Here is a 20,338-nt window from a genome sequence, read left to right as displayed (position 1 = left end):
CAGACAATACCTCTAATTTTGGTAGGTAATAATAGCGTCACGGAATAGTCATGTTTTCTTCATCACCCAACTCTATTGTTTTGCGCATCAATTTCTTATAACAACAGAGTGATACAACAATGCATCTGGTCAAAACGCTCCTCACCGCCGGTCTGCTTTTTTCCGCCGCCGCGCAGGCTCACAATGTGCTGGAATTCCCGCAGCCGGAAAACAATCCGGAAGAGTTTTACGCAGTCACCGAGATCCCGGCAGGCGGGATCATTAAGTATGAAACCGACGCTAAAACGGGGTTTATCGTCGCCGACCGCTTTCAGTCGATGCCGGTGGCTTACCCGGCGAACTACGGTTCATTAACCCAGTCGCTGGCCGGGGATGGCGACCCGCTGGACGTAGTGTTTTACACCCGCGCGCCGATGGCCCCGGGCACGCTGATTAAGCTGCGGCCGATCGGCGTTCTTAAGATGATAGACGGCGGTGAGAAAGACGACAAAATCATCGCCGTCCCGGCCAGTAAAATTGATCCGACCTATGACGACATTCAGACCATCACCGATCTGCCGAAAATCGAGCAGCAGCGGCTGGAGGCCTTCTTCCGGGTCTATAAAGAACTACCAGAGGGGCGGAAAAAGGTCGAGCTGGCCGGTTTTAATGATGCCGCCGCCGCGAAGCAGGAGATCAAATCGGCCTGGGAGGCCTGGAAGGCGAAGAACCCGCAATAATACTCATCGCGGGCGCAGTCCGGCGCCCGCGGCGATCCTGCTTATCATTCCCTGTCTGGCGAAGTCCTGCGGAAACGGGCGCACGGGTATTATGGCGTCCTGATGAGAGGAACCGTTTTTAATGACGAAGGCCTGTAACAAGAACTATCAACCTGATTGTACCAGGCGGGCACTGAACTCAATAAAGCGCTCATAGCAGTAAATGAGCGCAGTCCACGATGAGCGAAAAGCCGAAACTGGAACGGTTCACACCACCGATCGCAACATGACTAAAATTGGGGGAGGTTAGTCTGCAGGGAGGATGTCAATGTCAAGGTACCAAAGAGTTGCGCTAATATCATTTCATTATATAAACATCCCCGGTGAGTACCGGGGAAGATGAGGTGCTACCAGACACCAATGTTAGTCACCAAAACAAAATTCGATTTTCTTATCGGTTTGCTTAGTATTTGTCTCTTCGAGCCAGTCATCAATTGACTTGAACAGAAGTGAACATAGTTTTTTAGCAATATTCTTATTCAGCGCCATACGGTTAAATTTAACCTCTACTCTGCTGACCTGTACTTCTGAACTAAATTCATCTGCCGGAGCATTCTTGCCGCTACTGTGTTTCTTCTCCATTGCAACATTAGATGAATAAAAGGATGTAGTCACTTCATCATTTACACACATTGTGCTTTGAGTAAATAACACTTTCTTTTGCTTTTCATTTACCCGACTCATACAACTTTTCGCCAGTGATGTAAGCCCTGCCTTAACGGAGTTTTTATCTCCATCGCTCATGCCGGAGTAAATGTCGGCTATATTATCAATTAAAGAATCATAATTTCCTTCGGAATAGGTCACTGTGGTCGTGTCAGTTTTGGTTACAATCATTAAAGGGAATTTCATTATCTGATCAATATATTTTTTGAAATTCTCAGCATTGTCTGCACTTTCAGGTTCAAGCGGTTTCCACCCGGAGCGACTTTGCGCTATCCCCATGACTGTGGTGACAAAATTTGCAGGGCTGGAAACCAGTTTTTCCGCAAGTTCATCAATATCAGTAATAAGGCTTAATTCCTTACCAATTTCACGCTCCTGCGTTGCGGCAGAACCAGTAAGCACGGAAGAACCACCCGAAATATGCGTGTTGCCGGTGGTGTTTAGACCATCTAAGCATATACCAATTGAATTAACAGCCTGATTATCCAACCAGCGTTCTACATTACACATAATTTCATTGCTTTCCATATTAAATCTCCTTTTGGTAATTGAATGCTGTAAATCACAATATATATAGTTAACTGTGAAGAATGTGAATTAGATCACTTCATAAATACTTTGCATTAATTTCATAGGGAAAATAATATGTCATATAAATCATGAGTGGCTGCGCATTCACTGAATTAATATATAATGCTTCACGTTGCCTTCTTTATGGAAACATTGCCAATAAAGCAGAGCCGGGCAATGTAAAAAAACGATGAGATGCCTGCAGACCTTGTTATGAGTTCCCGCCATAATCTGCACGGGTGAGCATCCGTAAATTTGCATTATTTAAAAATCAGAGTAAACACGCGGTGACATATCGGTAACTGTCAAAGAGGGTTCAGACGCCAGAGGTTTCAGGGGCCTTAGCGCCGGCAGCTTGCCGCTGACAATCAGGAGGAATGTTTTTCAGTTATTCCAGCGACACCATGGAACTTAACACGGTAGCTGCAAAGATTTCCCCGGGTCAGTGAGCCTTGACGAACGATGCAGATGATGGTTGTATTATACAACTATCTACTTCACTGGACGCCTCACTATGTCTGACACGCCTTTAATCCAACAAATTCGAACGGCCTCGCGGTTAATGGTGCGCGAGCTGGGTTTTATGAACACCACGCTGGCCGCCACCCACTATTTTCACCCTCGGCGGTGCATACCCTGCTGGAGGTGTCGGTCAGGGGGACGATAACCGCCGCGCAGCTGGTCACATTGCTCGGGCTGGAAAAATCGAGCGTCAGCCGGATGGTCGCCCGTCTGCTGGCCGCCGGAGAGCTGGAGGAGCGCCCCTGCGCGGAGGACGCGCGATCTAAATCGCTGGCGCTGACCGCGAAAGGGCACGACACGGTGGCAACGATTAACGCCTACGGTACCCGCCGGGTGGTGGAGGCGTTAGCGCATCTCGATGAGACGCAGCAGCGGACCGTCGCCAGCGGACTGGCGGCCTATGCTCAGGCGCTGGCGCAGTGTCGGGATGCTGCGCTTGCGGAAACGACGCCGCAAATTTCGCTGGTGACCGGCTATCAGCCGGGGGCGATTGGCCGGATAGCCCAGATGCACGGGGAGTATTACGCCCGGCACCATGATTTCGGCGCTTTTTTTGAAGGCAAGGTTGCCAGCGGCGTCGCGGAATTCGCCACCCGGCTTTCCTCGCCGGTCAACCAGATCTGGCTGGCGATGCGCGAGGGGAAGATTGTCGGTTCGGTGGCGATCGATGGCGAGGATCTCGGCCAGCAGCAGGCGCATCTGCGCTGGTTCATTCTCGATGACAGCTGCCGGGGAACCGGCATTGGCAGGCGGCTGCTCAGTGAGGCGATGGCTTTCTGCGATAGTCGTCAGTTCAGCGCCGTTCAGCTGTGGACGTTTAAAGGTCTGGACGCGGCCCGCAAACTGTATGAGTCCTTTGGCTTCACGTTAACCCGCGAATGGCAGGGGGACCAGTGGGGAAAGATGATGACCGAGCAGCAGTTTACCCGGCCAGGAAACGCCGGCTAAGGGCGTTTCCTGGCCGGCGGAGAGCGCGAAGATTACGCCAGCTGGTTAAGCAGCCGGGCGATCTCCTCTCGCCACTGGGTCTGCAGCGAGGGCTTTTGATGTTTCGGCTTACGGGCCATATCGTCCGCCAACCATTGCTCCAGGGCTATCAGGCGCGTCAGCAGCGCCTCTTCATCATCAGCCGCGAGTGACGGCTCCTGGGATGAGGAGGCCGCCGTCAGGGTGGGGGTCTGCGCCTGCAGACGGGCATAGACCTCCTCCAGACTGTGCCACTCCGTTAACCCGGCGCTGTCGATCAGCCAGAAGCGGTTACAGCTTTCGCTAATAAGCTGGCGGTCATGACTGACCAGCAGCACGCCGCCGGGATAGTCGCGGAGCGTCTGCGCCAGCGCCGCTTTGCCCTCCATATCCAGATGGTTGGTGGGTTCATCCAGCAGCAGCAGGCTGTAGCGCGCCAGCGACAGGCCGACGAACAGCAGCCGCGACCGCTCGCCGCCGCTGAGGGTGCAGACCTTCTGTCCATGCCTCGCCCAGCCAAACCCGGCGGCGATCAGCGCCCGTTTACGGGTGTCCGCCGACGGGGCGAACGGCGTCAGGGCGTCGAGCAGGCTGGCCTCGTCCGGCAACTGCGCCAGGGTCTGGTCGTAGTACCCAGGGTGAAGCCGGGGGTGCAGACGCAGCCCCGGAAGCGGCGATGCGTCGTTCATCTGCTGCCACAGCAGGCGCAGCAAGGACGATTTACCGCCGCCGTTGCGGCCCATGATGGCCACGCGATCGCCGCTGCGCAGTCGCGCCACGCCGGTGGTGAACAGGGCCGGTAGTCCCGGCGCGGGAGCCACCGGCAGCCTGTCCATCTCCAGCAGGCGGTCCGCCGGCAGGGCGTCCCCCTGCAACACCAGGCGCCACGGCGGGCCGATGCTGAGCTCGGTCTGCTCGTCTTTCAGGCGGGCGACCTGCTTCTCCATCTGTTTGGCTTTGCGGGCGAGATCTTCGTTGTCATACACCCGCCCCCAGGTGGCCAGCCGCCGGGCGCTGGCGCTGACCCGGTTGATCTCTTTTTGCTCCGCCTTATGACGTAACGCGGCGCTTTCATCCTGCTCCTGCAGTGCCTGACGGGCAGCGCTGCTGGGCAAGGCGAAGCTGTGCAGCGTCTGGTCGCGGAGGATCCAACTGGCATTAGTTACAGCATCCAGTAAAGCGTTGTCGTGTGACACCAGCACGAAGCTCCCCTGCCAGGTCTGCAAGAAGCTTTCCAGCCACAGCAGGGTGGGCAGATCGAGATGGTTGCCGGGCTCATCCAGCAGCAGCAGGTCAGGTTGGCGGATCAGCGCCCGGGCCAGCAGCAGGCGCGTATGCTGTCCGCCGCTCAGGGTGCTGGTTTGCTGCTCCATCACCGCCGGCGTGAAGTCCATCTGCGCCAGCAGGCGTTCGGCCAGCCAGCGCTGTGCTTCCCGCGCGTCGGCGGGTAACAGGTCCAGCACCGCCTGCAGCAGCGACTGCGAACGCAGCGCCTCCGGCAGATGCTGTTCAACGCGGGCCATCAGACACTGACCGGCGAGTGAGACGCTGCCCGAGGTGGGCGCGAGGGTGCCGTCCAGCACCTGCAGCAGGGTGCTTTTGCCGCAACCGTTATGGCCGATGAGACCGATACGGTCGCCTTTCTTCAGGGTGAAGGAGAGGGTATTAAACAGCGGCCCAAAGGCAGTCTCCACGTGGAGCGCATGGGCAGTTAGTAATGTACTCATAGTCAACTTACTCAAGAGTTACAGGCATGCGAATGCCTCGTCAAAACTCGCTGACGATAACCCGGTAAGCCGGAGAGAAGGGATTCTGTGAAGGGTCTTCGCTCAAGCCAAAGTTATCGCAGCACGATACCGATAACGCTTGAGCTGGCGCCATTGCCTAAGGCATGTGAAACAATAAACATTTCACAATACAGCATGGGGGCCTCCTTTTATATTCAGTAAGTGAATGGGTGATGGCAGTGTAGTGGGGAAAGGAAAAGCGCGCCAGTGACAAAACTGGCAGGGTGTGGAGAAGCGTCGGATATCGATTGTCCCGCCCCGCGCGGCTGCAGTTTCTGCCTGCGGAGCGTCTACGAGGAGGGAAGAGGCCATGATTTTGCGTGGCACAGGGCGCGCGGCAAATGCTATCTGGTTTCTATTTTTACGATAAATGAATATGGGCGAAAAAGGCGTTTCAGTGGCAGGGAATATTATCCGGACGCTATTAATAACCGGGCCGATCGTGCGGCCCGGTGAGCGCGATTAAATTGAGGTGCGGCGGTAATTACGATATTCCGGCAGCCAGAAATTATCGCTGATGGACTGCAGCAGCGCTTCCGCGGACGTTTTCACCGCCACGCCCTGCTCCTGAGCCACCTTACCGACCGCGAAGGCGATCGCCCGCGAGACGGTCTGGATATCCTTCAACTCCGGCAGAACCGGGCCTTCGCCGTTGTTCACCAGCGGCGAGTGTTTCGCCAGGGTTTCGCTGGCGGCCATCAGCATCTCGTCGGTGACCCGCGACGCGCCGGAGGCGATCACCCCCAGACCAATGCCCGGGAAGATATAGGAGTTGTTGCACTGGGCGATGGGATACTGTTTGCCTTTCACGGTGACCGGGGCAAACGGACTGCCGGTGGCGACCAGCGCCTCGCCGTCGGTCCAGCTCAGGATATTCTGCGGCGTGGCTTCCACTCGTGACGTTGGGTTGGAGAGCGGCATCACGATCGGCCGCGGGCAATGCTTGTGCATCTCGCGGATAATCTCTTCCGTGAACAGCCCCGGCTGACCCGAAACGCCGATCAGGATGTTCGGTTTCACGTTGCGCACCACGTCCAGCAAGGACAGGACATCGTTAGTGGTATCCCAGCCCTGCAGATGTTCACGCTTCTGCACCAGCTTGTTCTGGAACGGCAGCAGATTAGGCATGCCGTCGGTTAACAGGCCGAAGCGGTCAACCATAAATACGCGCTGGCGGGCCTCTTCTTCACTGAGTCCTTCGCGGACGATCTGGGCGATAATTTGCTCGGCGATGCCGCAGCCGGCGGAGCCCGCCCCGAGGAAGACGATTTTCTGTTCGCTCAGCTGGCTGCCGGCGCCGCGGCTGGCGGCGATCAGCGTCCCGACGGTGACCGCCGCGGTGCCCTGAATATCGTCGTTAAAGGAGCAGATCTCATTGCGGTAGCGGTTGAGCAGCGGCATGGCGTTCTTCTGCGCAAAGTCTTCAAACTGCAGCAGCACGTCCGGCCAGCGGGCTTTAATCGCCTGGATCACGTCGTCAACGAACTGATAGTACTCGTCGTCGGTAATACGCGGATGACGCCAGCCCATATACAACGGATCGTCCAGCAGCTGCTGGTTGTTTGTCCCGACGTCCAGCACGATGGGCAGGGTGTAAGCCGGGCTGATGCCGCCGCAGGTGGTGTACAGCGACAGTTTACCGATCGGGATCCCCATCCCGCCGATCCCCTGGTCGCCGAGGCCGAGGATACGCTCGCCATCGGTCACCACAATCACTTTGACATTATGGTTCGGGACGTTTTGCAGAATGTCGTCAAGGTTATGGCGATTCTGGTAGGAGATAAAGACGCCGCGGGCGCGACGGTAAATCTCGGAGAAACGTTCGCAGGCGGCGCCCACCGTCGGGGTATAGATAACCGGCATCATCTCTTCGAGATGGTTGCCAATCAGGCGATAGAAAAGGGTCTCGTTGGTGTCCTGGATATTACGCAGGTAAATGTGTTTGTCGATTTCTGTTTTGAATCCCTGATACTGGATCCAGGCGCGTTCCGCTTGCTCTTCGATGGTTTCAACCACTTCCGGCAGCAGGCCAAGCAGGTTGAAACTGCTGCGCTCTTCCATACTGAAGGCGCTGCCCTTGTTGAGCAGAGGGAATTCAAGCAGAACGGGGCCCGCGTAGGGGATGTACAGGGAACGGTTTTTCTTATGGGTAAATTGCATCGCACTAACTCCTTGATCGTGTCCACAGTCCCGGCGCGGCGATAAGCGAAGGGCGGGTGGAAAAGCAGCGGGCAGAGTATAGAGCAGAAGGTCTTCAAGCGGGTAAACAAGCCGTCAATTGCCATAAAAAAACACCATCCTGGCAACAGGACGGTGTTGTTTATCATCACTCAGGCTGAAAATTAACCACCGCGGCGTTTGCGGCCGGTAGCATGGATATGGTTGAGGGTGGTTTCTTCATCGCCTTCCAGCACCACTTTTTTCTGCTGGGAAAGCTTGTAGTTCAGACCGAGAAGATGACGTGCCTGATGGTTCGATTTCATTCTGACTCCTTTATCCTGTTCTGGTTTCAAGGGCAAACCCGGTGATGACCGGATGAAATGTAACCCAAAGTTGGCCGCACGTTTTTTATGCGGCCTCAGGTAGGGTGGTCCATTTTCAGGGCAATAGCAACCTTAGCGCGCCAGATTAAGAACAGTCTCCCTCGCGCAGCGCCGGCATTACCACTTCATCTCGCCGGTGTTAACTTTGGCGCTAAGCTCCAGCGAGCTGGTTTCCGCCAGCCCCGGCCACTGCGTCTCCATGGCCTTGATCACCCCGGCGGAATCCTTATGTGTCTTCAGCGCCTGCTCAAACTGCTGGAGGTAGGTTTTTGTAAAGCGCACCGCGCGGTCACCCTCCGGCGGCGTGCCGAGGTAATGCCCCGGGATCACCTGCTGCGGGTGCAGGGCAATCATCTGGTCCAGCGTAGTGCGCCACTGCTGGCGACTGGCCGGCGTCTGGGTGTCGGCGGTCCAGAGATGCATGCCCCACGCCACGCCGGTGCCGCCGAGGATCGTTTTGTTCGCCCGGATCCAAACGAACGCCGCGTAGTCATGCGGCTGCATAATCGTCACTGTTTCGCCATCGATGGTAAAGCTGTTGGCTTTCAGCGCCTGCGGGACGTATACCTGCGTCGGCGCGCCGTCTTTCATCTGCGGGCCCCAGTACGCCAGCTTTGCCGCTTTGGTGGCTTCAATATGTTTAACCACTTCCGGCGTGGCGACCACTTCCGCCTGCGGGAAGGCTTTCACCAACGGCTCAAGGCCAAAGTAGAAGTCAGGATCGCCGGAGGTGATCACAATCCGCGACAGCGGTTTGCCGTTTTTCTTGATCATGTCCACCAGCTTTTCGCCGTCTTTGACGCTGAACTGGGCGTCAAACAGCACCGCTTCATGCGGGCCGGAAACGAGGGTGGAGTTGACGGCAAAAATACCTTTCTCCTGAGGGTTGTAAGTCTGCAGCGTCAGCGGCGCCGCGAAGACCGCGCCGCTGAACAGGGCGGTGGCAATAGCAAGGGCAGATAATTTCATCATTTATTCTCAGTCACAGGGGAATGCGTAGCATTGTACGGATTTCGCTATTTGATAGAATTCCTGAAATAAGAGATGCTGAGTTTCATAAATCGTGCAGATGAAGGGGGCGTGATGGACAGGGTGATTGCGGCGCAGGTATATCTGCGGATTTGCGAACTGGGAAGCCTCAGCGCCGCGGCGCGCGCGCTGGGGATGTCGCGCCCGATGGTCAGCCGCTATCTGGAACAGATGGAGAGCTGGGCCGGCGCCCGGCTGATCCATCGCTCAACCCGGCGGCTGACGCTGACCCCGGCGGGGGAGAAGGTGTTGCTCAAGACCCGCGGGTTGACGCGGATCGCCGATGAAATCGCCGGCGAGCGCCAGCGGGCCGACCCCAGCGGCACGCTGCGGGTGGCGTGCGCGCATTTTACCGCGATGCAGCTGATCTCCCCGCTGCTGCCGGACTTTCTCGCTCGCTATCCGCTGTTGCGCCTGGAGCTGGATATCAATAACCATCCGGTCAGCCTGATCGGCGAGCGCATCGACGTGGCCATTCGCATTACCGATAATCCGGAGGCCGGGGCTATCGCTCGCCGTCTCGGCGTGTGCCGGTCGCTACTTTGCGCTGCGCCGCGCTGGCTCCGCCAGCATGGTCCGCTGACGACGCTTGACGATCTGCAACAGCATAACTGCCTGTTATACAGCCATTTTGCCGGCCAGCGCTGGCAGTTCAGCGATGCGCAGGGGCAGGAGGCGTCGGTGTCGGTGAACGGTAATCTGAGCGCGGGGATCTCTTCCTTGCTGCTGGAGGCGGCGGTCGCCGGGTGCGGTATCGCGATGCTCCCCGAACTGGAGGCGCGGGGCGCGATTGCCAGCGGCGCGCTGGAGGTGGTGCTGCCTGACTGGACGCCGAAGGCGCTGAGCGTTTACGGCATCTATCTTTCCCGCGACTATCAGCCCGATGGACTGCCGCTGTTTCTGGATGCGCTGCAGCGACGTCTGGGGGAGACGCTCGCCGATGCCTGAGCAGCGGCGTCGCCTTCAGCGGCAACACCGGCGGGCGGCGGCCCTGCCGGTGAGCTGACGATAAGACTTACTCGTTGCCCCACTGATTGAGGAAGTTAGCGATATCGTCAATACGGCGCTCGTCAACGGCCGCCTCGCGGGCCATCTCCTGCTGCGCTTCTTCGTCGATCTCTTCGTTATTGGTTAACCGCGCAATCAGCAGCTGAAAATAGCGCGCCAGCGCATCGCGTTCCTCATCCTTAACCGGGGCAGCCGCTTCGGTCTCGTATTCGTCCACGATGTCATAAAATTTCAGGGGGATGTCATTACTCATCTGTCGTCCTCAGGATTGGCGTCAGGGCCGGGGTTAGCGCACAGCGGCGGGCGAGTATCATAGCATGCGGCCGGTAGGCTGCAGGAGAGGAAAAATCGCCGCGCCGGCGAGGCGAGAGGGCAGATACCGATCCCCGGGGAGCGGAAGGTAAAACCGGCGCGCGATGTCGCACGCCGGTCTGCCGGGAGGCTTAGACTACCCCGTCCCCACCGTCAGAGCACCAAACCTGGCCGGAGGTATAAGAGCAGGCATCGGATGCCAGGGTGACGTACAGCGGGGCGATCTCGACCGGCTGTCCCGGACGCCCCATCGGCGTGTCTTTCCCGAACTGTTTCACTTTCTCGTCCGGCTGACCGCCGCTGGACTGCAGTACCGTCCAGTAAGGGCCTGGCGCCACGGCGTTAACGCGAATGCCGCGTTTTGCCACCTGTTTGGCCAGCGATTTAGTGAAGATCGCCAGGCAGGCTTTGGTCTGGGCGTAATCGAGCAGGATCGGACTGGGTTTATAGGCCTGCACCGAGGTGGTGTTGATGATCGCGCTCCCGGCCTGGAGATGGGGCAGCGCGGCGCGGGTGATCCAGAACGGCGCGTAGACATTGGTTTTAAAGGTGGCGTCAAAGTCTTCGGTGGTGAGCTCCTCGAGAGTCTCACAATATTGCTGACGCCCGGCGTTATTGACCAGGATGCTCAGGCCACCCAGCTGTTCCACCGCATCGGCCACCAGCGACTGACAGAAGGACTCGGAGCGAATATCCCCCGGCAGGGCCACCGCGGTGCGGCCTTCGGCTTTAATCAGGGCGATGACTTCATCGGCATCCTCTTGCTCTTCCGGCAGATAGCTTATGGCGACATCGGCCCCTTCGCGGGCAAAGGCGATCGCCACCGCGCGGCCAATGCCGGAGTCACCGCCGGTAATGAGCGCTTTCTTACCGGCCAGCCGCCCGGTGCCGGTGTAGCTGGTTTCCCCATGGTCCGGTGACGGCTCCATTTCCGCATCCAGACCCGGCGGGTTTTGTTCTTGCTCCGGGAACTCCGGACGTGGAGCCGTCTCTTCTGGCAACATGGAGGTGGGTAATTTCTTCATTGGCGGTTTTTCATCTTGCATAGTCATCTCCTTCAGACAGAACGGGCCAGCTGTAAGGATAGGTCAGGTTCCCCCATCGCCAGACCCCGGGCGACTCGCCCAGGGCCAGTGAATGCCCGGGAAAAGAGGTACTGTTATTCCTTAACCGACTGATCCCCGGCGTATTTAAGTGAATAGCGCTGCGTTAATATCGCTGGGGTGAAATTAGGATTATTCCATCAATATTTAACGTGGCTGGGCTATTTTTCTCCCCGGGAAAAATTTTTTAAAGACGGAGAGGAAGACGCGTCGTGAAAAAGGGAATATTAAGTTAACCCGCTACGCATGGCTAATAACGCCATGCCTCTTAGGTGGTATTTTTTGTAAGGGTGGCTGTCCGGGAGTGGAAGAAATATTTATTCATCACTTTATTTTCATTTGTTTACAAACGAGGATCGCTGTCCGCAGAACAGACCATAATGGGCATATAATCCAAAGCGAAGAAGGGGTTGCGGAAAGATTAATTTTTAGTGCCGCTTCGCTGTGGTTAATTTATTTATTGGTAACGCTGATTAATGGCCGGAATTAATTTGACTCCTGCGGGTATTCCTCTAGTGTTAGATATCGAGGGCGATGATTTGTAACAGGGTCATTTTCCATTTACCAACCGATATTGATCAAACCAAAGGTGAACATTATGGCAGAGCATAGAGGCGGTTCAGGTAATTTTGCAGAAGATCGTGAAAAAGCATCCGAAGCCGGGCGTAAAGGTGGACAGCACAGCGGCGGGAACTTTAAAAATGATCCTGAGCGTGCATCCGAAGCCGGTAAAAAGGGTGGTAAGAACAGTCATGGCGGCGGCCGTAAAGCCGGCGACAGCTAGCGACTGATGACCCGTGACGCCGTTTCGACGGCGTCGGGACAGAAACCTGTGGGCCTGGCGGTCCGCAGGTTTCTGTTTATTTGCGAACGCTTTCCTTCACCCATCGTCTATTGTCCGCAATGGAAGAAAAGGAGCAGGATAATTAAATTATAGCAACCTTAATTATTAAGCGCTGTTTACCGCAGCGGCAATGTGCCGGCGAAGCGGTAAGGGCGAGTAAATGGCGGCACTATTTTTATGGCTGTGGAAAGGGAAGATATTGTCAGCCAGGCATTAACCGCAGGATGCCAGGGGTGGGCAGCAACACTTCCGCTTGCTAAATATTGTTCAGATCTAAGGTAATAAAATGAAACTGACGCCGGTATTTATTAAGCGTTGTCATCTTGTGGCCGCCGTTATGTGGGTAGGTCTGGCGATACCCTCGTTAATCTGGTGGAAAGACAGCGTCCTGTGGGTCATTCTTATCAGTATTTACGCTAATATTGTTGGGCATTTATCTGGATATAGCGCAGCGCGAGCTGACCAGGCGGCGGAAGAGAATGAAGATTCCCCGTCAAAATAAAAAATTAATGATCAGAGGTGGATATGACGGATAGTGAAAATTACCATAACTGGCTTCGCGATGCCCATGCCATGGAAAAACAGGCCGAGTCACTGCTTATGGCCACCATCAGACGCCTCGATAATGAACCGCAATTACGGACCCGCCTTGAACAACATCTCTATGAAACCCGTCGGCAACTGTCGGCCCTGCAGGACCTTATCGCCCGCAACCACATTTCCCGCTCGGCGCTGAAGGATGCGATGAGCCGGGTCGCAGCCCTGGGCCAGACTATTGGCATCATGCTGCCCGGCGATGAGCTCATTAAACTGATTATCACCGCCTACGTTTTTGCCCATTTTGAGGTCGCCTGCTATACCGCTTTATTAACGGCGGCGAAGCGAGTGGGGGACCATAGCGCGATGCCTACTCTGGAAGGGATCCTTGCCGAAGAGAGAGGGATGGCTGACTGGCTGCTGCATCATCTGCCGGCGCTGACCGGGCAATATCTGATGCATAACAATCTGCCCGGCGTTGAGGCCGGACAATAAGCCGCCGGAGTCAATTATGGTTAAGCGCCACACCATCGCGCTGCTCGCCACGGAGAAAGCGGTTCCGCTGAAATTAACCGCCAGGCAGCAGGCGCTGGTGGACGCGGTGGCGAACAGGGCCCCTCCTGCAGAGCACGATCCCGTATCGCCTGTCGCAAAGCAGACGTCAGGAACAGGAGGGCGCGCTGAGGAAGCTGACAGTGGCGGGCAGAACGCAAGGTGATAGTGATGCAACAGGAAGAGTGGTTTCACAGAGCGGTCATCTATCAGGTGGACAGTTCTCTATTTTACGATGCCAATGGCGATGGGTTTGGCGATCTTGCCGGTATCCGCCAAAAGCTGCACTACATTCGTAGTCTGGGGGCGACGGTGCTCTGGCTGACCCCTTTCTATCTCACCCCATTGCAGGATGATGGCTATGATATCAGCGACCATCTGCAGCCCGATCCCCGCTTCGGGACCATCGCCGACGTGATTGAGCTGATTGCCCGCGCCCGGGAGCTGGGACTGCGGGTGATCGTTGAGCTGGTTATCCAGCACACCTCCGCCCGGCACCCGTGGTTTCAGGCGGCGCGACGCGATCCCCGCTCGCCGTGGCGGCCATACTATCTTTGGGCCGATCGGCCGCCGGAAAACGACGATCCGCCCATGTTTCCCGGCGTCGAGGAGAGCGTCTGGAGCTGGGACGACCAGGCCGGACAATACTATCGTCACATGTTTTATCGGCATGAGCCCGACCTGAATCTCGCTCATCCGCCGGTGATCGCCGAAATAGAAAACATCATCACCTTCTGGCTGCAGGCCGGGGTGTCAGGATTTCGCCTCGATGCGGCGTCACATCTGGTGAAGCAGGCCGGGAAGGGCGAAGAGGCGCGGGGCTACCCGCTGCTGACGCATCTTCGCCAGGTCGTGCAGCGCCTCAACCCCGACGCGATACTGCTGGGTGAAGTGGACGTGGAGGTGGAAGCGTATCGCCATTATTTCGGCCGCGGCGATCGGCTGCAGATGGTGCTCAATTTCTGGCTTAATAAATACCTCTATGTCAGCCTGGCGCAGCAGCGCGCCACCCCGGTGGTGAAGGCGCTGCAGGCGATGGTGGCCCCGCCGGACGGATGCTGCTTCGTCAACTGGCTGCGTAACCATGATGAACTGGACCTGGAGGGGATTGGCGAACGCAACAAGCGCCAGGTTATCCGCACCTTTGCCCCGGATAAATCGATGTCGGTTTACCAGCGCGGCGTGCGCCGGCGGCTGGCGCCGATGCTGGGTGGCGATACCCGACGCATCGCGCTGGCCCATGCTATCCTGCTGGCGCTGCCTGGCGTGCCGGTGATGCGCTATGGCGACGAGATTGGTATGGGCGACGATCTGCGCTTACCGGAGCGCTACGCGGTCCGAACGCCGATGCAGTGGTCGGCGGCGCCCAACGGCGGCTTCTCCCGGGCGGCGCGGGAGGATTTGCCGGTAAAACCGGTGGCCAGCGGACGGTTTCGCTACCAGCGGATCAATGTCGAAGCGGCGCTGCGCCACCCCCGCTCGCTACTGCATCGGGTGCGCAATATGGTGCTGGCGCGCACGGAATATACTGAACCGGGATCCATCCCTTTAACCCTCCTTACGGTGAAGCCTGCCGCGGTGCTGGGCTTGTGCTATCGCAGCGAATCGCGGGAGGTGCTGATGCTGGCGAACTGCGGCCAGCAGGCGGTAGAGGTCCAGCTCCCGCCGCTGGCCGAGGGCTACTGGAGCCCGATTCTGGAAGATAAGTTCTACCAGGACGGGCTGCACGGCGGGAAAGAGGCGCGGCTGGCGCTCTCAGGGTATGGCTACCGCTGGTTCAGCCGCAGCCTGCCTTAGCGCCGTCTCCCCGGTCGACGGAACAACGCCCGCAGGGCCATCGTCGCCACCGCCACGCCGACGCCGGCAGCTACTTTTCCCGGGAGATCGGCGCTGATGGTCACTGCTTTACGCCGCGCGCCCTCGTTAAAAGGGCCGTGTCCGGGATGATTGCCGCGCACCGGCGTGAACAGGTCGTCCTGGTGCTCTGCCGGCTTCGGCTGGCCGGTAAACTGTCCCTCCCACGCTTTCTTCACCATCAGCCGATCGAGCAGACGAGGGAAGAAGACCTGGCCGAGGATCGACTGGATGGTGCTTTTCCCCACCCACAGCTCGTTCACCGGCCGCTGGATCACGCTGTAGATAGCCTCGGCGGCGACCTCCGGCTGATAGACCGGCGGTACCGGCTGCATGGCCTGATCCATTTTGTTGCGTGCCCAGCCAAACTGAGCGGTGTTCATCCCCGGCAGCTGGACCATGGTCAACTGGATGTGGCTTTTCTCATGCATCAGTTCGGTGCGCACGGCATCGGTGAAGCCGCGAATGGCCGCTTTGGCTCCGCAATAGGCCGACTGCAGGGGGATCGAGCGCCAGGCCAGCGCCGATCCAGCCTGAATAATCACCCCCCGATCCCGGGGCGTCATCACCTCCAGCGCCGCGCGGGTGCCGTTGACATACCCAAGATAGGTCACCTCCGTCACCCGGCGAAATTCGTCGTCGCTCATCTGACGAAAGGGCGCCAGCACGGTGGTCATGGCGTTGTTGATCCAGACGTCTATGGCACCGAGGGTGGCTTCCACCTCGGCGGCGGCGCGCTGCACAGCCCCGGCATCGGCAACATCGGCGCTAATCGCCAGCGTTTTGACGCCAAACCGTTCGCAGGCCTGCTGCGTCTCCTGCAGACCCGTTTCATCGCGGGCGATCAGCGCCACGTGATACCCTGCGCGGGCGAAACGCAGCGCGGTGGCTTTTCCTGCCCCGGCGGTTCCGCCGGTAATAACCATCACGGACATAGTGACCTCATTCATTTCTTCGCTATCGTAAATTTAAGCTGCACGGATCGAATAATTATTAAGCACAAATAACAACGGTGAGGTGGGAAATATCCTGGAATAAGCGCAGTGTGAATCAGGCGACATATCCTGATGACTCTGGCCTGTTTCTGCATAAGCAGGCGTTGAGGTTCTATAATCTGTAAGGTCCCTGACAACCCGCGAGGAGGAAAAATGTTGACATTAAACACGCGTAGCGTTGAAAAAGAAGAGGATGACGCCACCCGCGCCCCGGAATCGGGGGATAAACAACCGGAGCGCGATAAATAGCTATTCCGCTGTTATTCCTGTTGCGGAATAATGGATATCTGGCCGTTACGTTCGAGAATAGCGAATTTGATCGCTTTCAGTTCATAAATCCCATGGTGCTGCCTGGCCGCCAGCAGGATATCATCGACAGAAATATTGACGAGCTTGATTTTCTCATCGATGACAGCACCATTTTCCACCACGATAACCGGCGTGCCATCAAGGAAATTTTCCGCCTGGGCAAATTTTTTCTTAATATAACCAAATAAAATATCAATACTGACCAGGGTGACGATAGTCAGCATCGAACCGGTGACGGAATAATCTGTGCTGAGCATCGCCTGCTGGGTGGCTTCGCTGATAATCAGCAGCAATATCAGGTCAAAATTCGTTAACTGCATCAGGGTTCGTCTGCCGGCAATCTTGAAAATAATCAGCAATATCAGATAGATTGCTGCGGCTCTAAGGACCATTTCCATCGCGACTCCTACGGATAGACAAACTGCTGCCAGCTGACGGCAGGGCGATCGTTGACGGCCGCCTGCAGGGAGAGAGTGCCTATGGTTTTGGGGGTAATCGCTAACCACACCGAGAGCGGCGAGCGGCTGGTCGTCCGCTGATACACCAGATATAATTTCCCGTCGGCACTGTACATTTTATCCGGCTGCGGGCGGATATCGCCAAGCTGGTAGCGAGTTAATAACGTGGCGGCGAAGCTGATCGTGGTGTCATTTTCCTGGGTGGGGTTGATCTGAATATTCAGTTCGGTTTCACTCATCAGTCTGGCATAACGCTGGTAATCGACGATTAATTCACCTCCGGCGCTTTCCCGATGCGCCTCACTGAAATAACCAGAGGACCACAGGCCGCTTAACGCGGTAAGGATAATGAGGCTGAGTGCAATTATCCCATAGCGCCTGAAGCGATATTCAAAGCGGAGGGCTCGTTCATTTTCGTCGACGATGGGACAAGGCTGTTGATTCTCAATCATTATTATTTTCCCCGCGTTTCGTTTCGGCATCAGCGCAACGATAAGGACATTCTTATATTAGACGATATCAGAACAATTGACTTTGTAAAAATGGCCAGCCTCAGCCAGGCTTTATTCTGTTCATCAGCAAAAACAAGGAGGCATGATGAAAAAATTAGCCTTGGCCATGGCCTGTTTGTTTGCCGCCGCTGTCGCGCAAGCGGACGATAAGGGCGGTTTTAGCCAGGATGCCGCGCCGCCGCCGCCGCACAAACTGGATGACGGCTATCGCGGCGTCGAGGAGGGGCGGATCATGACCGTTGAGCAGGCGAAAACCATGCACGACGGCGCCACGATTTCGCTGCGCGGCAATCTGTTGACCCGGCAGGGAGATGACCGTTATCAGTTTCGCGATAAAAGCGGCACCATCACCGCCATTATTCCGGTTGCCGCGTTTAATGAACAGCATGTAGAGCCTGACGATCTGGTCAGTATTAACGGTAGCCTTGATCGCAAAATGACGCCGCCGGTAGTGCGTATCGATCGCCTGCTCAAACAGTCGCCTAAATAAGGGGGGCTTGCCGGTATGAGCACAACATCTCACCCGCATGGCGAGGAGCGCGGGAAGCATCCTGCGCGCGAGGCGCCGGGCGAACAGGGCGAAGTGCCGCGTAAACGGGACGACAGCGAGGATGACAAAACCGATCCTTATCATCCTCACGATGGCCGTTAGCGTCACCCGCAACGGGAACTTTTCGGGAGCGCCGGGGTGGCGGGCCGCAGAATAGACGCAGGTTCGCCATCAGGCACTATACTTTTTGTTCGACATCATCACAGGAGGAGTCATATGGCGATTCATAAGAAAGGGCTGGCGCACTGGGAAGGCGATCTCAAGCATGGCAAAGGCACCGTGTCGACGGAGAGCGGGGCGCTGAGCCAGCAGCCCTACGGCTTTAACACCCGCTTTGAAGGGGTGAAAGGCACCAACCCCGAGGAGCTGATCGGCGCCGCGCATGCCGCCTGCTTCTCGATGGCTCTGTCGCTGATGCTCAGCGAAGAGGGCTATACCGCGACGTCCATCGACACCACCGCGGTGGTCACCCTCAATAAAACCGACGGCGGGTTTGCGATAACCGACATCGCGCTGCAAAGCCAGATTGTCCTGCCGGGCGTCGCGCCGGCGGCGTTCGATGAGATCATCCAGAAAGCGAAGGCCGGCTGCCCGGTATCGCAGGTGCTGAAAGCCAATATCACCCTCGACTACCAGCTGAATCCGTAAGCTGTCGTGCCCGCACTCTGCGGGCACCGTTCCCGCGATCTCTCTCCCCGCCACTGCCTCCGCTGCGCAATAGTGGTATCTTGGGTCCTTTCGCAAACGTAAAGGACTCCATCATGATCGGCATTCGCGGGATGATCGAGGCGCAGGTGCTCGGCCTGACCGGCATGGCGCTAAAAGAGATTGATTTTGAACAGCCCAAAGGGGAGCCGGGGCTGTTTGGTCCGCAATCAGCCATCTGGCAGGTGCATGGCGATTTTACCTCTATGTTGTGCGGCGGCATTAGCGCGCTGCTGCTGCAGATGCTGCATCCCCTGGCGCTGGCCGGCGTCTGGGACCACTCCCGTTTTCGCGAGGATATCTTTGGCCGCCTGCGCCGCACCAGTCAGTTTATCTCCGCCACCACCTTTGCCGCCACCCCTGACGCGGAGCGGCTGATCGCCAAAGTGCAGGGGATCCATCAGCGGATCGCCGGGGTGGATAAGGACGGCACGCCGTATCAGGCAAGCGACCCGGCGCTGTTGACCTGGGTGCATGTCGCCGAGTGCAGCCGCTTTATGGCCTCCCACCTGCGCTATAAGCGCACGGTGGTCAGCGTCCAGCGCCAGGAGGACTATTTTCGCGAGTCGGCGGAGATCGCTCGCCGGCTGGGGGCCGAGGATATTCCCCGGACGCCGAATGAGGTCGCGGACTATCTTGAGGCGATGCGCCCGCAGCTGCGCTGTGACGAACGTACCCGGGAGGTGGCCGAGGTGCTGCTCACCACCCGTCTGCCGGGTCGCCTGAGTCAGCCGGTTGGCCAGGTGATGATGCGGGCCGGGATCGATCTTCTGCCGCCATGGGCGCAGGAGATGCTGGGACTGTCGCTGACGCCGCTACAGCGGCGCACGACGCGTCTGATGGTGCAGGCTATCGCCCGCGTGCTGCGCGCCTCGGTACGCAACGGCGCCTGGCATTGCGCCATGCGCCGGATGGCGGAGGCGTGATTCAGCCCGCCTCGCCCAGGTGCCGGGCAATCAGCGCCTCCAGGCTACCGTCCGCTCGCCATTCGTTCAACGCGTCGTTCACCGCGCTAAAGCGGGCCACGTCTTCCCGGGCGACGCAGATGGCCTGGTGGATCTCGGTAAAATTATCCGCCAGGACCCGCACCTCCGGATGGCGGCGCGCTGTCGCCTCCAGCGGCTGACGGATGCCGGCGACCATATCCCCTTCACCGGCGAGGAAGGCGTCGATGGCCTCCTGCGAGGAGGGGAGACGATTCAGGCTGGCGTGCTGCAGATGGCGGGTTAGCCACAGATCGTAGGCGGCGTTTTGCCCGACGTTAATCGTGGTTGCCGGGCGATCCATATCGGCCACGCTCTGGCAGGGCGAACCGGCTCTCACCAGCGCGGTTCCCTGGATGGTGATATAGGGAGAGGTAAAGCGCAGGGTCGCCTCCCGTGCCGGATCGATGGCCAGAAAGGCAATATCCCAACGTTCGCCGCCGGCGTCGGCCACCACTTTACCGGCGGCAGGATAGGTGACGAACTCGGCGGCGACGCCCCAGCGCTTCGCCAGTCGATGGCTGAGCTCGGGGGTAATGCCTGTCGGCACGCCCCTTTCGCCAGGATGGGCCAGTACCGCATTGCCCAGATTAATGGCAAAACGCAGCCGGGAGGGTGTGATATCTGACATCGCTGACTCCTGTGGTGGCTAAGAGAAGGCGGCCCGACCTGTCGGCGCCAGTGATAAGATAGTCCATCCGCACGCGGTTGTACCTCTCCGGCCACACTTTCAGAATCTATTCGTTAACGACCGCAGCGAATTCGTTAAACCGCA

23 protein-coding genes and 1 pseudogene are annotated in these 20,338 nt (G+C 57.6%); 13 read left to right on the top strand and 11 right to left on the bottom strand.

Annotated features, from left to right (window positions below; genetic code table 11):
- The first annotated feature begins 119 nt into the window (after positions 1–119).
- Entirely contained in the window at positions 120–719 is a 600-nt protein-coding gene (locus MKR05_RS04860) for an inorganic diphosphatase (protein WP_023289834.1), read from the top strand.
- A gap of 402 nt (positions 720–1,121) precedes the next feature.
- Here MKR05_RS04860 and MKR05_RS04855 read toward each other — a convergent pair whose 3' ends face one another.
- Complete coding sequence (locus MKR05_RS04855; protein WP_044523450.1) at positions 1,122–1,952, bottom strand: hypothetical protein; 831 nt, start codon at positions 1,950–1,952, stop codon at positions 1,122–1,124.
- 556 nt (positions 1,953–2,508) lie between these two features.
- Here MKR05_RS04855 and MKR05_RS04850 point away from each other — a divergent pair.
- A pseudogene (locus MKR05_RS04850) lies at positions 2,509–3,464 on the top strand (GNAT family N-acetyltransferase).
- A 32-nt stretch (positions 3,465–3,496) separates the two neighbouring features.
- Here the strand turns inward: MKR05_RS04850 and MKR05_RS04845 are convergent.
- A complete protein-coding gene (locus MKR05_RS04845) occupies positions 3,497–5,209 on the bottom strand; it encodes an ABC-F family ATP-binding cassette domain-containing protein (RefSeq protein WP_131096209.1) in 1,713 nt (570 codons plus the stop codon).
- A 522-nt stretch (positions 5,210–5,731) separates the two neighbouring features.
- Complete coding sequence (locus MKR05_RS04840; protein WP_004202648.1) at positions 5,732–7,429, bottom strand: NAD-dependent malic enzyme; 1,698 nt, start codon at positions 7,427–7,429, stop codon at positions 5,732–5,734.
- Between the two features lie 78 nt (positions 7,430–7,507).
- On the opposite strand from MKR05_RS04840, the gene MKR05_RS04835 reads away from it, so the two are divergent.
- Positions 7,508–7,615: a hypothetical protein gene (locus tag MKR05_RS04835; RefSeq protein WP_032425875.1), complete on the top strand. Its 108-nt coding sequence runs from the start codon at positions 7,508–7,510 to the stop codon at positions 7,613–7,615.
- Here the strand turns inward: MKR05_RS04835 and sra are convergent.
- Both sra and MKR05_RS04825 read right to left on the bottom strand, forming a co-directional pair.
- A complete protein-coding gene (gene sra, locus MKR05_RS04830) occupies positions 7,612–7,752 on the bottom strand; it encodes a stationary-phase-induced ribosome-associated protein (RefSeq protein ID WP_012541615.1) in 141 nt (46 codons plus the stop codon). The two genes, MKR05_RS04835 and sra, sit on opposite strands and share 4 nt — an antisense overlap.
- A 177-nt stretch (positions 7,753–7,929) precedes the next feature.
- On the bottom strand, positions 7,930–8,781 hold the full coding sequence (locus MKR05_RS04825; protein WP_044523543.1) for a Vmh family MBL fold metallo-hydrolase: 852 nt from the start codon (positions 8,779–8,781) through the stop codon (positions 7,930–7,932).
- A gap of 114 nt (positions 8,782–8,895) precedes the next feature.
- Here MKR05_RS04825 and MKR05_RS04820 point away from each other — a divergent pair, with 114 nt between their 5' ends.
- A complete protein-coding gene (locus tag MKR05_RS04820; RefSeq protein WP_044523447.1) occupies positions 8,896–9,789 on the top strand; it encodes a LysR family transcriptional regulator in 894 nt (297 codons plus the stop codon).
- A gap of 67 nt (positions 9,790–9,856) precedes the next feature.
- Here MKR05_RS04820 and MKR05_RS04815 read toward each other — a convergent pair whose 3' ends face one another.
- Positions 9,857–10,102 (bottom strand): YmjA family protein, encoded by a 246-nt coding sequence (locus MKR05_RS04815; RefSeq protein ID WP_044523445.1) that lies wholly within the window; start codon positions 10,100–10,102, stop codon positions 9,857–9,859.
- A 190-nt stretch (positions 10,103–10,292) separates the two neighbouring features.
- A complete protein-coding gene (locus MKR05_RS04810) occupies positions 10,293–11,207 on the bottom strand; it encodes an SDR family oxidoreductase (RefSeq protein ID WP_023289828.1) in 915 nt (304 codons plus the stop codon).
- A 655-nt stretch (positions 11,208–11,862) separates the two neighbouring features.
- Here MKR05_RS04810 and MKR05_RS04805 point away from each other — a divergent pair.
- The 5 genes from MKR05_RS04805 (at position 11,863) to MKR05_RS04785 (ending at position 14,994) form a co-directional block, all read left to right on the top strand.
- Complete coding sequence (locus tag MKR05_RS04805) at positions 11,863–12,048, top strand: general stress protein (protein ID WP_008804757.1); 186 nt, start codon at positions 11,863–11,865, stop codon at positions 12,046–12,048.
- A 346-nt stretch (positions 12,049–12,394) separates the two neighbouring features.
- Positions 12,395–12,610, top strand: coding sequence for a hypothetical protein (locus MKR05_RS04800; RefSeq protein WP_004202641.1), 216 nt, complete (start codon positions 12,395–12,397; stop codon positions 12,608–12,610).
- 23 nt (positions 12,611–12,633) lie between these two features.
- Positions 12,634–13,140: a ferritin-like domain-containing protein gene (locus MKR05_RS04795; protein ID WP_023289827.1), complete on the top strand. Its 507-nt coding sequence runs from the start codon at positions 12,634–12,636 to the stop codon at positions 13,138–13,140.
- A gap of 16 nt (positions 13,141–13,156) precedes the next feature.
- Positions 13,157–13,363, top strand: a complete 207-nt coding sequence (locus MKR05_RS04790; RefSeq protein WP_065813110.1) for a hypothetical protein — start codon at positions 13,157–13,159, stop codon at positions 13,361–13,363.
- Positions 13,364–13,368: 5 nt separating this feature from the next.
- Positions 13,369–14,994 (top strand): alpha-amylase family protein, encoded by a 1,626-nt coding sequence (locus tag MKR05_RS04785; RefSeq protein WP_087824025.1) that lies wholly within the window; start codon positions 13,369–13,371, stop codon positions 14,992–14,994.
- Here the strand turns inward: MKR05_RS04785 and MKR05_RS04780 are convergent.
- From MKR05_RS04780 to MKR05_RS04770, 3 genes are all read right to left on the bottom strand, one after another.
- Positions 14,991–15,986, bottom strand: coding sequence for an SDR family oxidoreductase (locus MKR05_RS04780; RefSeq protein ID WP_085551086.1), 996 nt, complete (start codon positions 15,984–15,986; stop codon positions 14,991–14,993). The genes MKR05_RS04785 and MKR05_RS04780 overlap by 4 nt on opposite strands.
- A 320-nt stretch (positions 15,987–16,306) precedes the next feature.
- Positions 16,307–16,753 carry a DUF421 domain-containing protein gene (locus MKR05_RS04775; protein ID WP_023289822.1) on the bottom strand — a complete coding sequence of 149 codons (447 nt, stop codon included), beginning with the start codon at positions 16,751–16,753 and terminating at the stop codon, positions 16,307–16,309.
- 8 nt (positions 16,754–16,761) lie between these two features.
- Entirely contained in the window at positions 16,762–17,265 is a 504-nt protein-coding gene (locus tag MKR05_RS04770; protein ID WP_284118086.1) for a hypothetical protein, read from the bottom strand.
- A 145-nt stretch (positions 17,266–17,410) separates the two neighbouring features.
- On the opposite strand from MKR05_RS04770, the gene MKR05_RS04765 reads away from it, so the two are divergent.
- The 4 genes from MKR05_RS04765 (at position 17,411) to MKR05_RS04750 (ending at position 19,506) form a co-directional block, all read left to right on the top strand.
- Entirely contained in the window at positions 17,411–17,815 is a 405-nt protein-coding gene (locus MKR05_RS04765; RefSeq protein ID WP_032452981.1) for a YdeI family stress tolerance OB fold protein, read from the top strand.
- 15 nt (positions 17,816–17,830) lie between these two features.
- A complete protein-coding gene (locus MKR05_RS04760; RefSeq protein WP_032452980.1) occupies positions 17,831–17,977 on the top strand; it encodes a hypothetical protein in 147 nt (48 codons plus the stop codon).
- Positions 17,978–18,091: 114 nt separating this feature from the next.
- Complete coding sequence (locus MKR05_RS04755; RefSeq protein WP_004202630.1) at positions 18,092–18,523, top strand: OsmC family protein; 432 nt, start codon at positions 18,092–18,094, stop codon at positions 18,521–18,523.
- A gap of 113 nt (positions 18,524–18,636) precedes the next feature.
- Entirely contained in the window at positions 18,637–19,506 is an 870-nt protein-coding gene (locus MKR05_RS04750) for an oxygenase MpaB family protein (protein WP_023289819.1), read from the top strand.
- 1 nt (position 19,507) lies between these two features.
- On the opposite strand, the gene MKR05_RS04745 is transcribed toward MKR05_RS04750, so the two are convergent.
- A complete protein-coding gene (locus MKR05_RS04745) occupies positions 19,508–20,194 on the bottom strand; it encodes an ABC transporter substrate-binding protein (protein WP_023289818.1) in 687 nt (228 codons plus the stop codon).
- Positions 20,195–20,338 lie beyond the last annotated feature (144 nt).

Source organism: Klebsiella sp. K5-204, assembly GCF_030128585.1.
GTDB classification, from domain to species: Bacteria; Pseudomonadota; Gammaproteobacteria; order Enterobacterales; family Enterobacteriaceae; genus Klebsiella; species Klebsiella quasipneumoniae.
This window is presented reverse-complemented; position numbering and strand designations above follow the sequence as displayed.

What these genes read in the sequence shown, in the direction of transcription:
- MKR05_RS04860 (WP_023289834.1), top strand. Translation starts at nt 120, where the DNA reads ATGCATCTGGTCAAAACGCTCCTCACCGCCGGTCTGCTTTTTTCCGCC.
- MKR05_RS04855 (WP_044523450.1), bottom strand. Translation starts at nt 1,952, where the DNA reads ATGGAAAGCAATGAAATTATGTGTAATGTAGAACGCTGGTTGGATAAT.
- MKR05_RS04845 (WP_131096209.1), bottom strand. Translation starts at nt 5,209, where the DNA reads ATGAGTACATTACTAACTGCCCATGCGCTCCACGTGGAGACTGCCTTT.
- MKR05_RS04840 (WP_004202648.1), bottom strand. Translation starts at nt 7,429, where the DNA reads ATGCAATTTACCCATAAGAAAAACCGTTCCCTGTACATCCCCTACGCG.
- sra (WP_012541615.1), bottom strand. Translation starts at nt 7,752, where the DNA reads ATGAAATCGAACCATCAGGCACGTCATCTTCTCGGTCTGAACTACAAG.
- MKR05_RS04825 (WP_044523543.1), bottom strand. Translation starts at nt 8,781, where the DNA reads ATGAAATTATCTGCCCTTGCTATTGCCACCGCCCTGTTCAGCGGCGCG.
- MKR05_RS04820 (WP_044523447.1), top strand. Translation starts at nt 8,896, where the DNA reads ATGGACAGGGTGATTGCGGCGCAGGTATATCTGCGGATTTGCGAACTG.
- MKR05_RS04815 (WP_044523445.1), bottom strand. Translation starts at nt 10,102, where the DNA reads ATGAGTAATGACATCCCCCTGAAATTTTATGACATCGTGGACGAATAC.
- MKR05_RS04810 (WP_023289828.1), bottom strand. Translation starts at nt 11,207, where the DNA reads ATGCAAGATGAAAAACCGCCAATGAAGAAATTACCCACCTCCATGTTG.
- MKR05_RS04805 (WP_008804757.1), top strand. Translation starts at nt 11,863, where the DNA reads ATGGCAGAGCATAGAGGCGGTTCAGGTAATTTTGCAGAAGATCGTGAA.
- MKR05_RS04800 (WP_004202641.1), top strand. Translation starts at nt 12,395, where the DNA reads ATGAAACTGACGCCGGTATTTATTAAGCGTTGTCATCTTGTGGCCGCC.
- MKR05_RS04795 (WP_023289827.1), top strand. Translation starts at nt 12,634, where the DNA reads ATGACGGATAGTGAAAATTACCATAACTGGCTTCGCGATGCCCATGCC.
- MKR05_RS04790 (WP_065813110.1), top strand. Translation starts at nt 13,157, where the DNA reads ATGGTTAAGCGCCACACCATCGCGCTGCTCGCCACGGAGAAAGCGGTT.
- MKR05_RS04785 (WP_087824025.1), top strand. Translation starts at nt 13,369, where the DNA reads ATGCAACAGGAAGAGTGGTTTCACAGAGCGGTCATCTATCAGGTGGAC.
- MKR05_RS04780 (WP_085551086.1), bottom strand. Translation starts at nt 15,986, where the DNA reads ATGTCCGTGATGGTTATTACCGGCGGAACCGCCGGGGCAGGAAAAGCC.
- MKR05_RS04775 (WP_023289822.1), bottom strand. Translation starts at nt 16,753, where the DNA reads ATGGAAATGGTCCTTAGAGCCGCAGCAATCTATCTGATATTGCTGATT.
- MKR05_RS04770 (WP_284118086.1), bottom strand. Translation starts at nt 17,265, where the DNA reads ATGATTGAGAATCAACAGCCTTGTCCCATCGTCGACGAAAATGAACGA.
- MKR05_RS04765 (WP_032452981.1), top strand. Translation starts at nt 17,411, where the DNA reads ATGAAAAAATTAGCCTTGGCCATGGCCTGTTTGTTTGCCGCCGCTGTC.
- MKR05_RS04760 (WP_032452980.1), top strand. Translation starts at nt 17,831, where the DNA reads ATGAGCACAACATCTCACCCGCATGGCGAGGAGCGCGGGAAGCATCCT.
- MKR05_RS04755 (WP_004202630.1), top strand. Translation starts at nt 18,092, where the DNA reads ATGGCGATTCATAAGAAAGGGCTGGCGCACTGGGAAGGCGATCTCAAG.
- MKR05_RS04750 (WP_023289819.1), top strand. Translation starts at nt 18,637, where the DNA reads ATGATCGGCATTCGCGGGATGATCGAGGCGCAGGTGCTCGGCCTGACC.
- MKR05_RS04745 (WP_023289818.1), bottom strand. Translation starts at nt 20,194, where the DNA reads ATGTCAGATATCACACCCTCCCGGCTGCGTTTTGCCATTAATCTGGGC.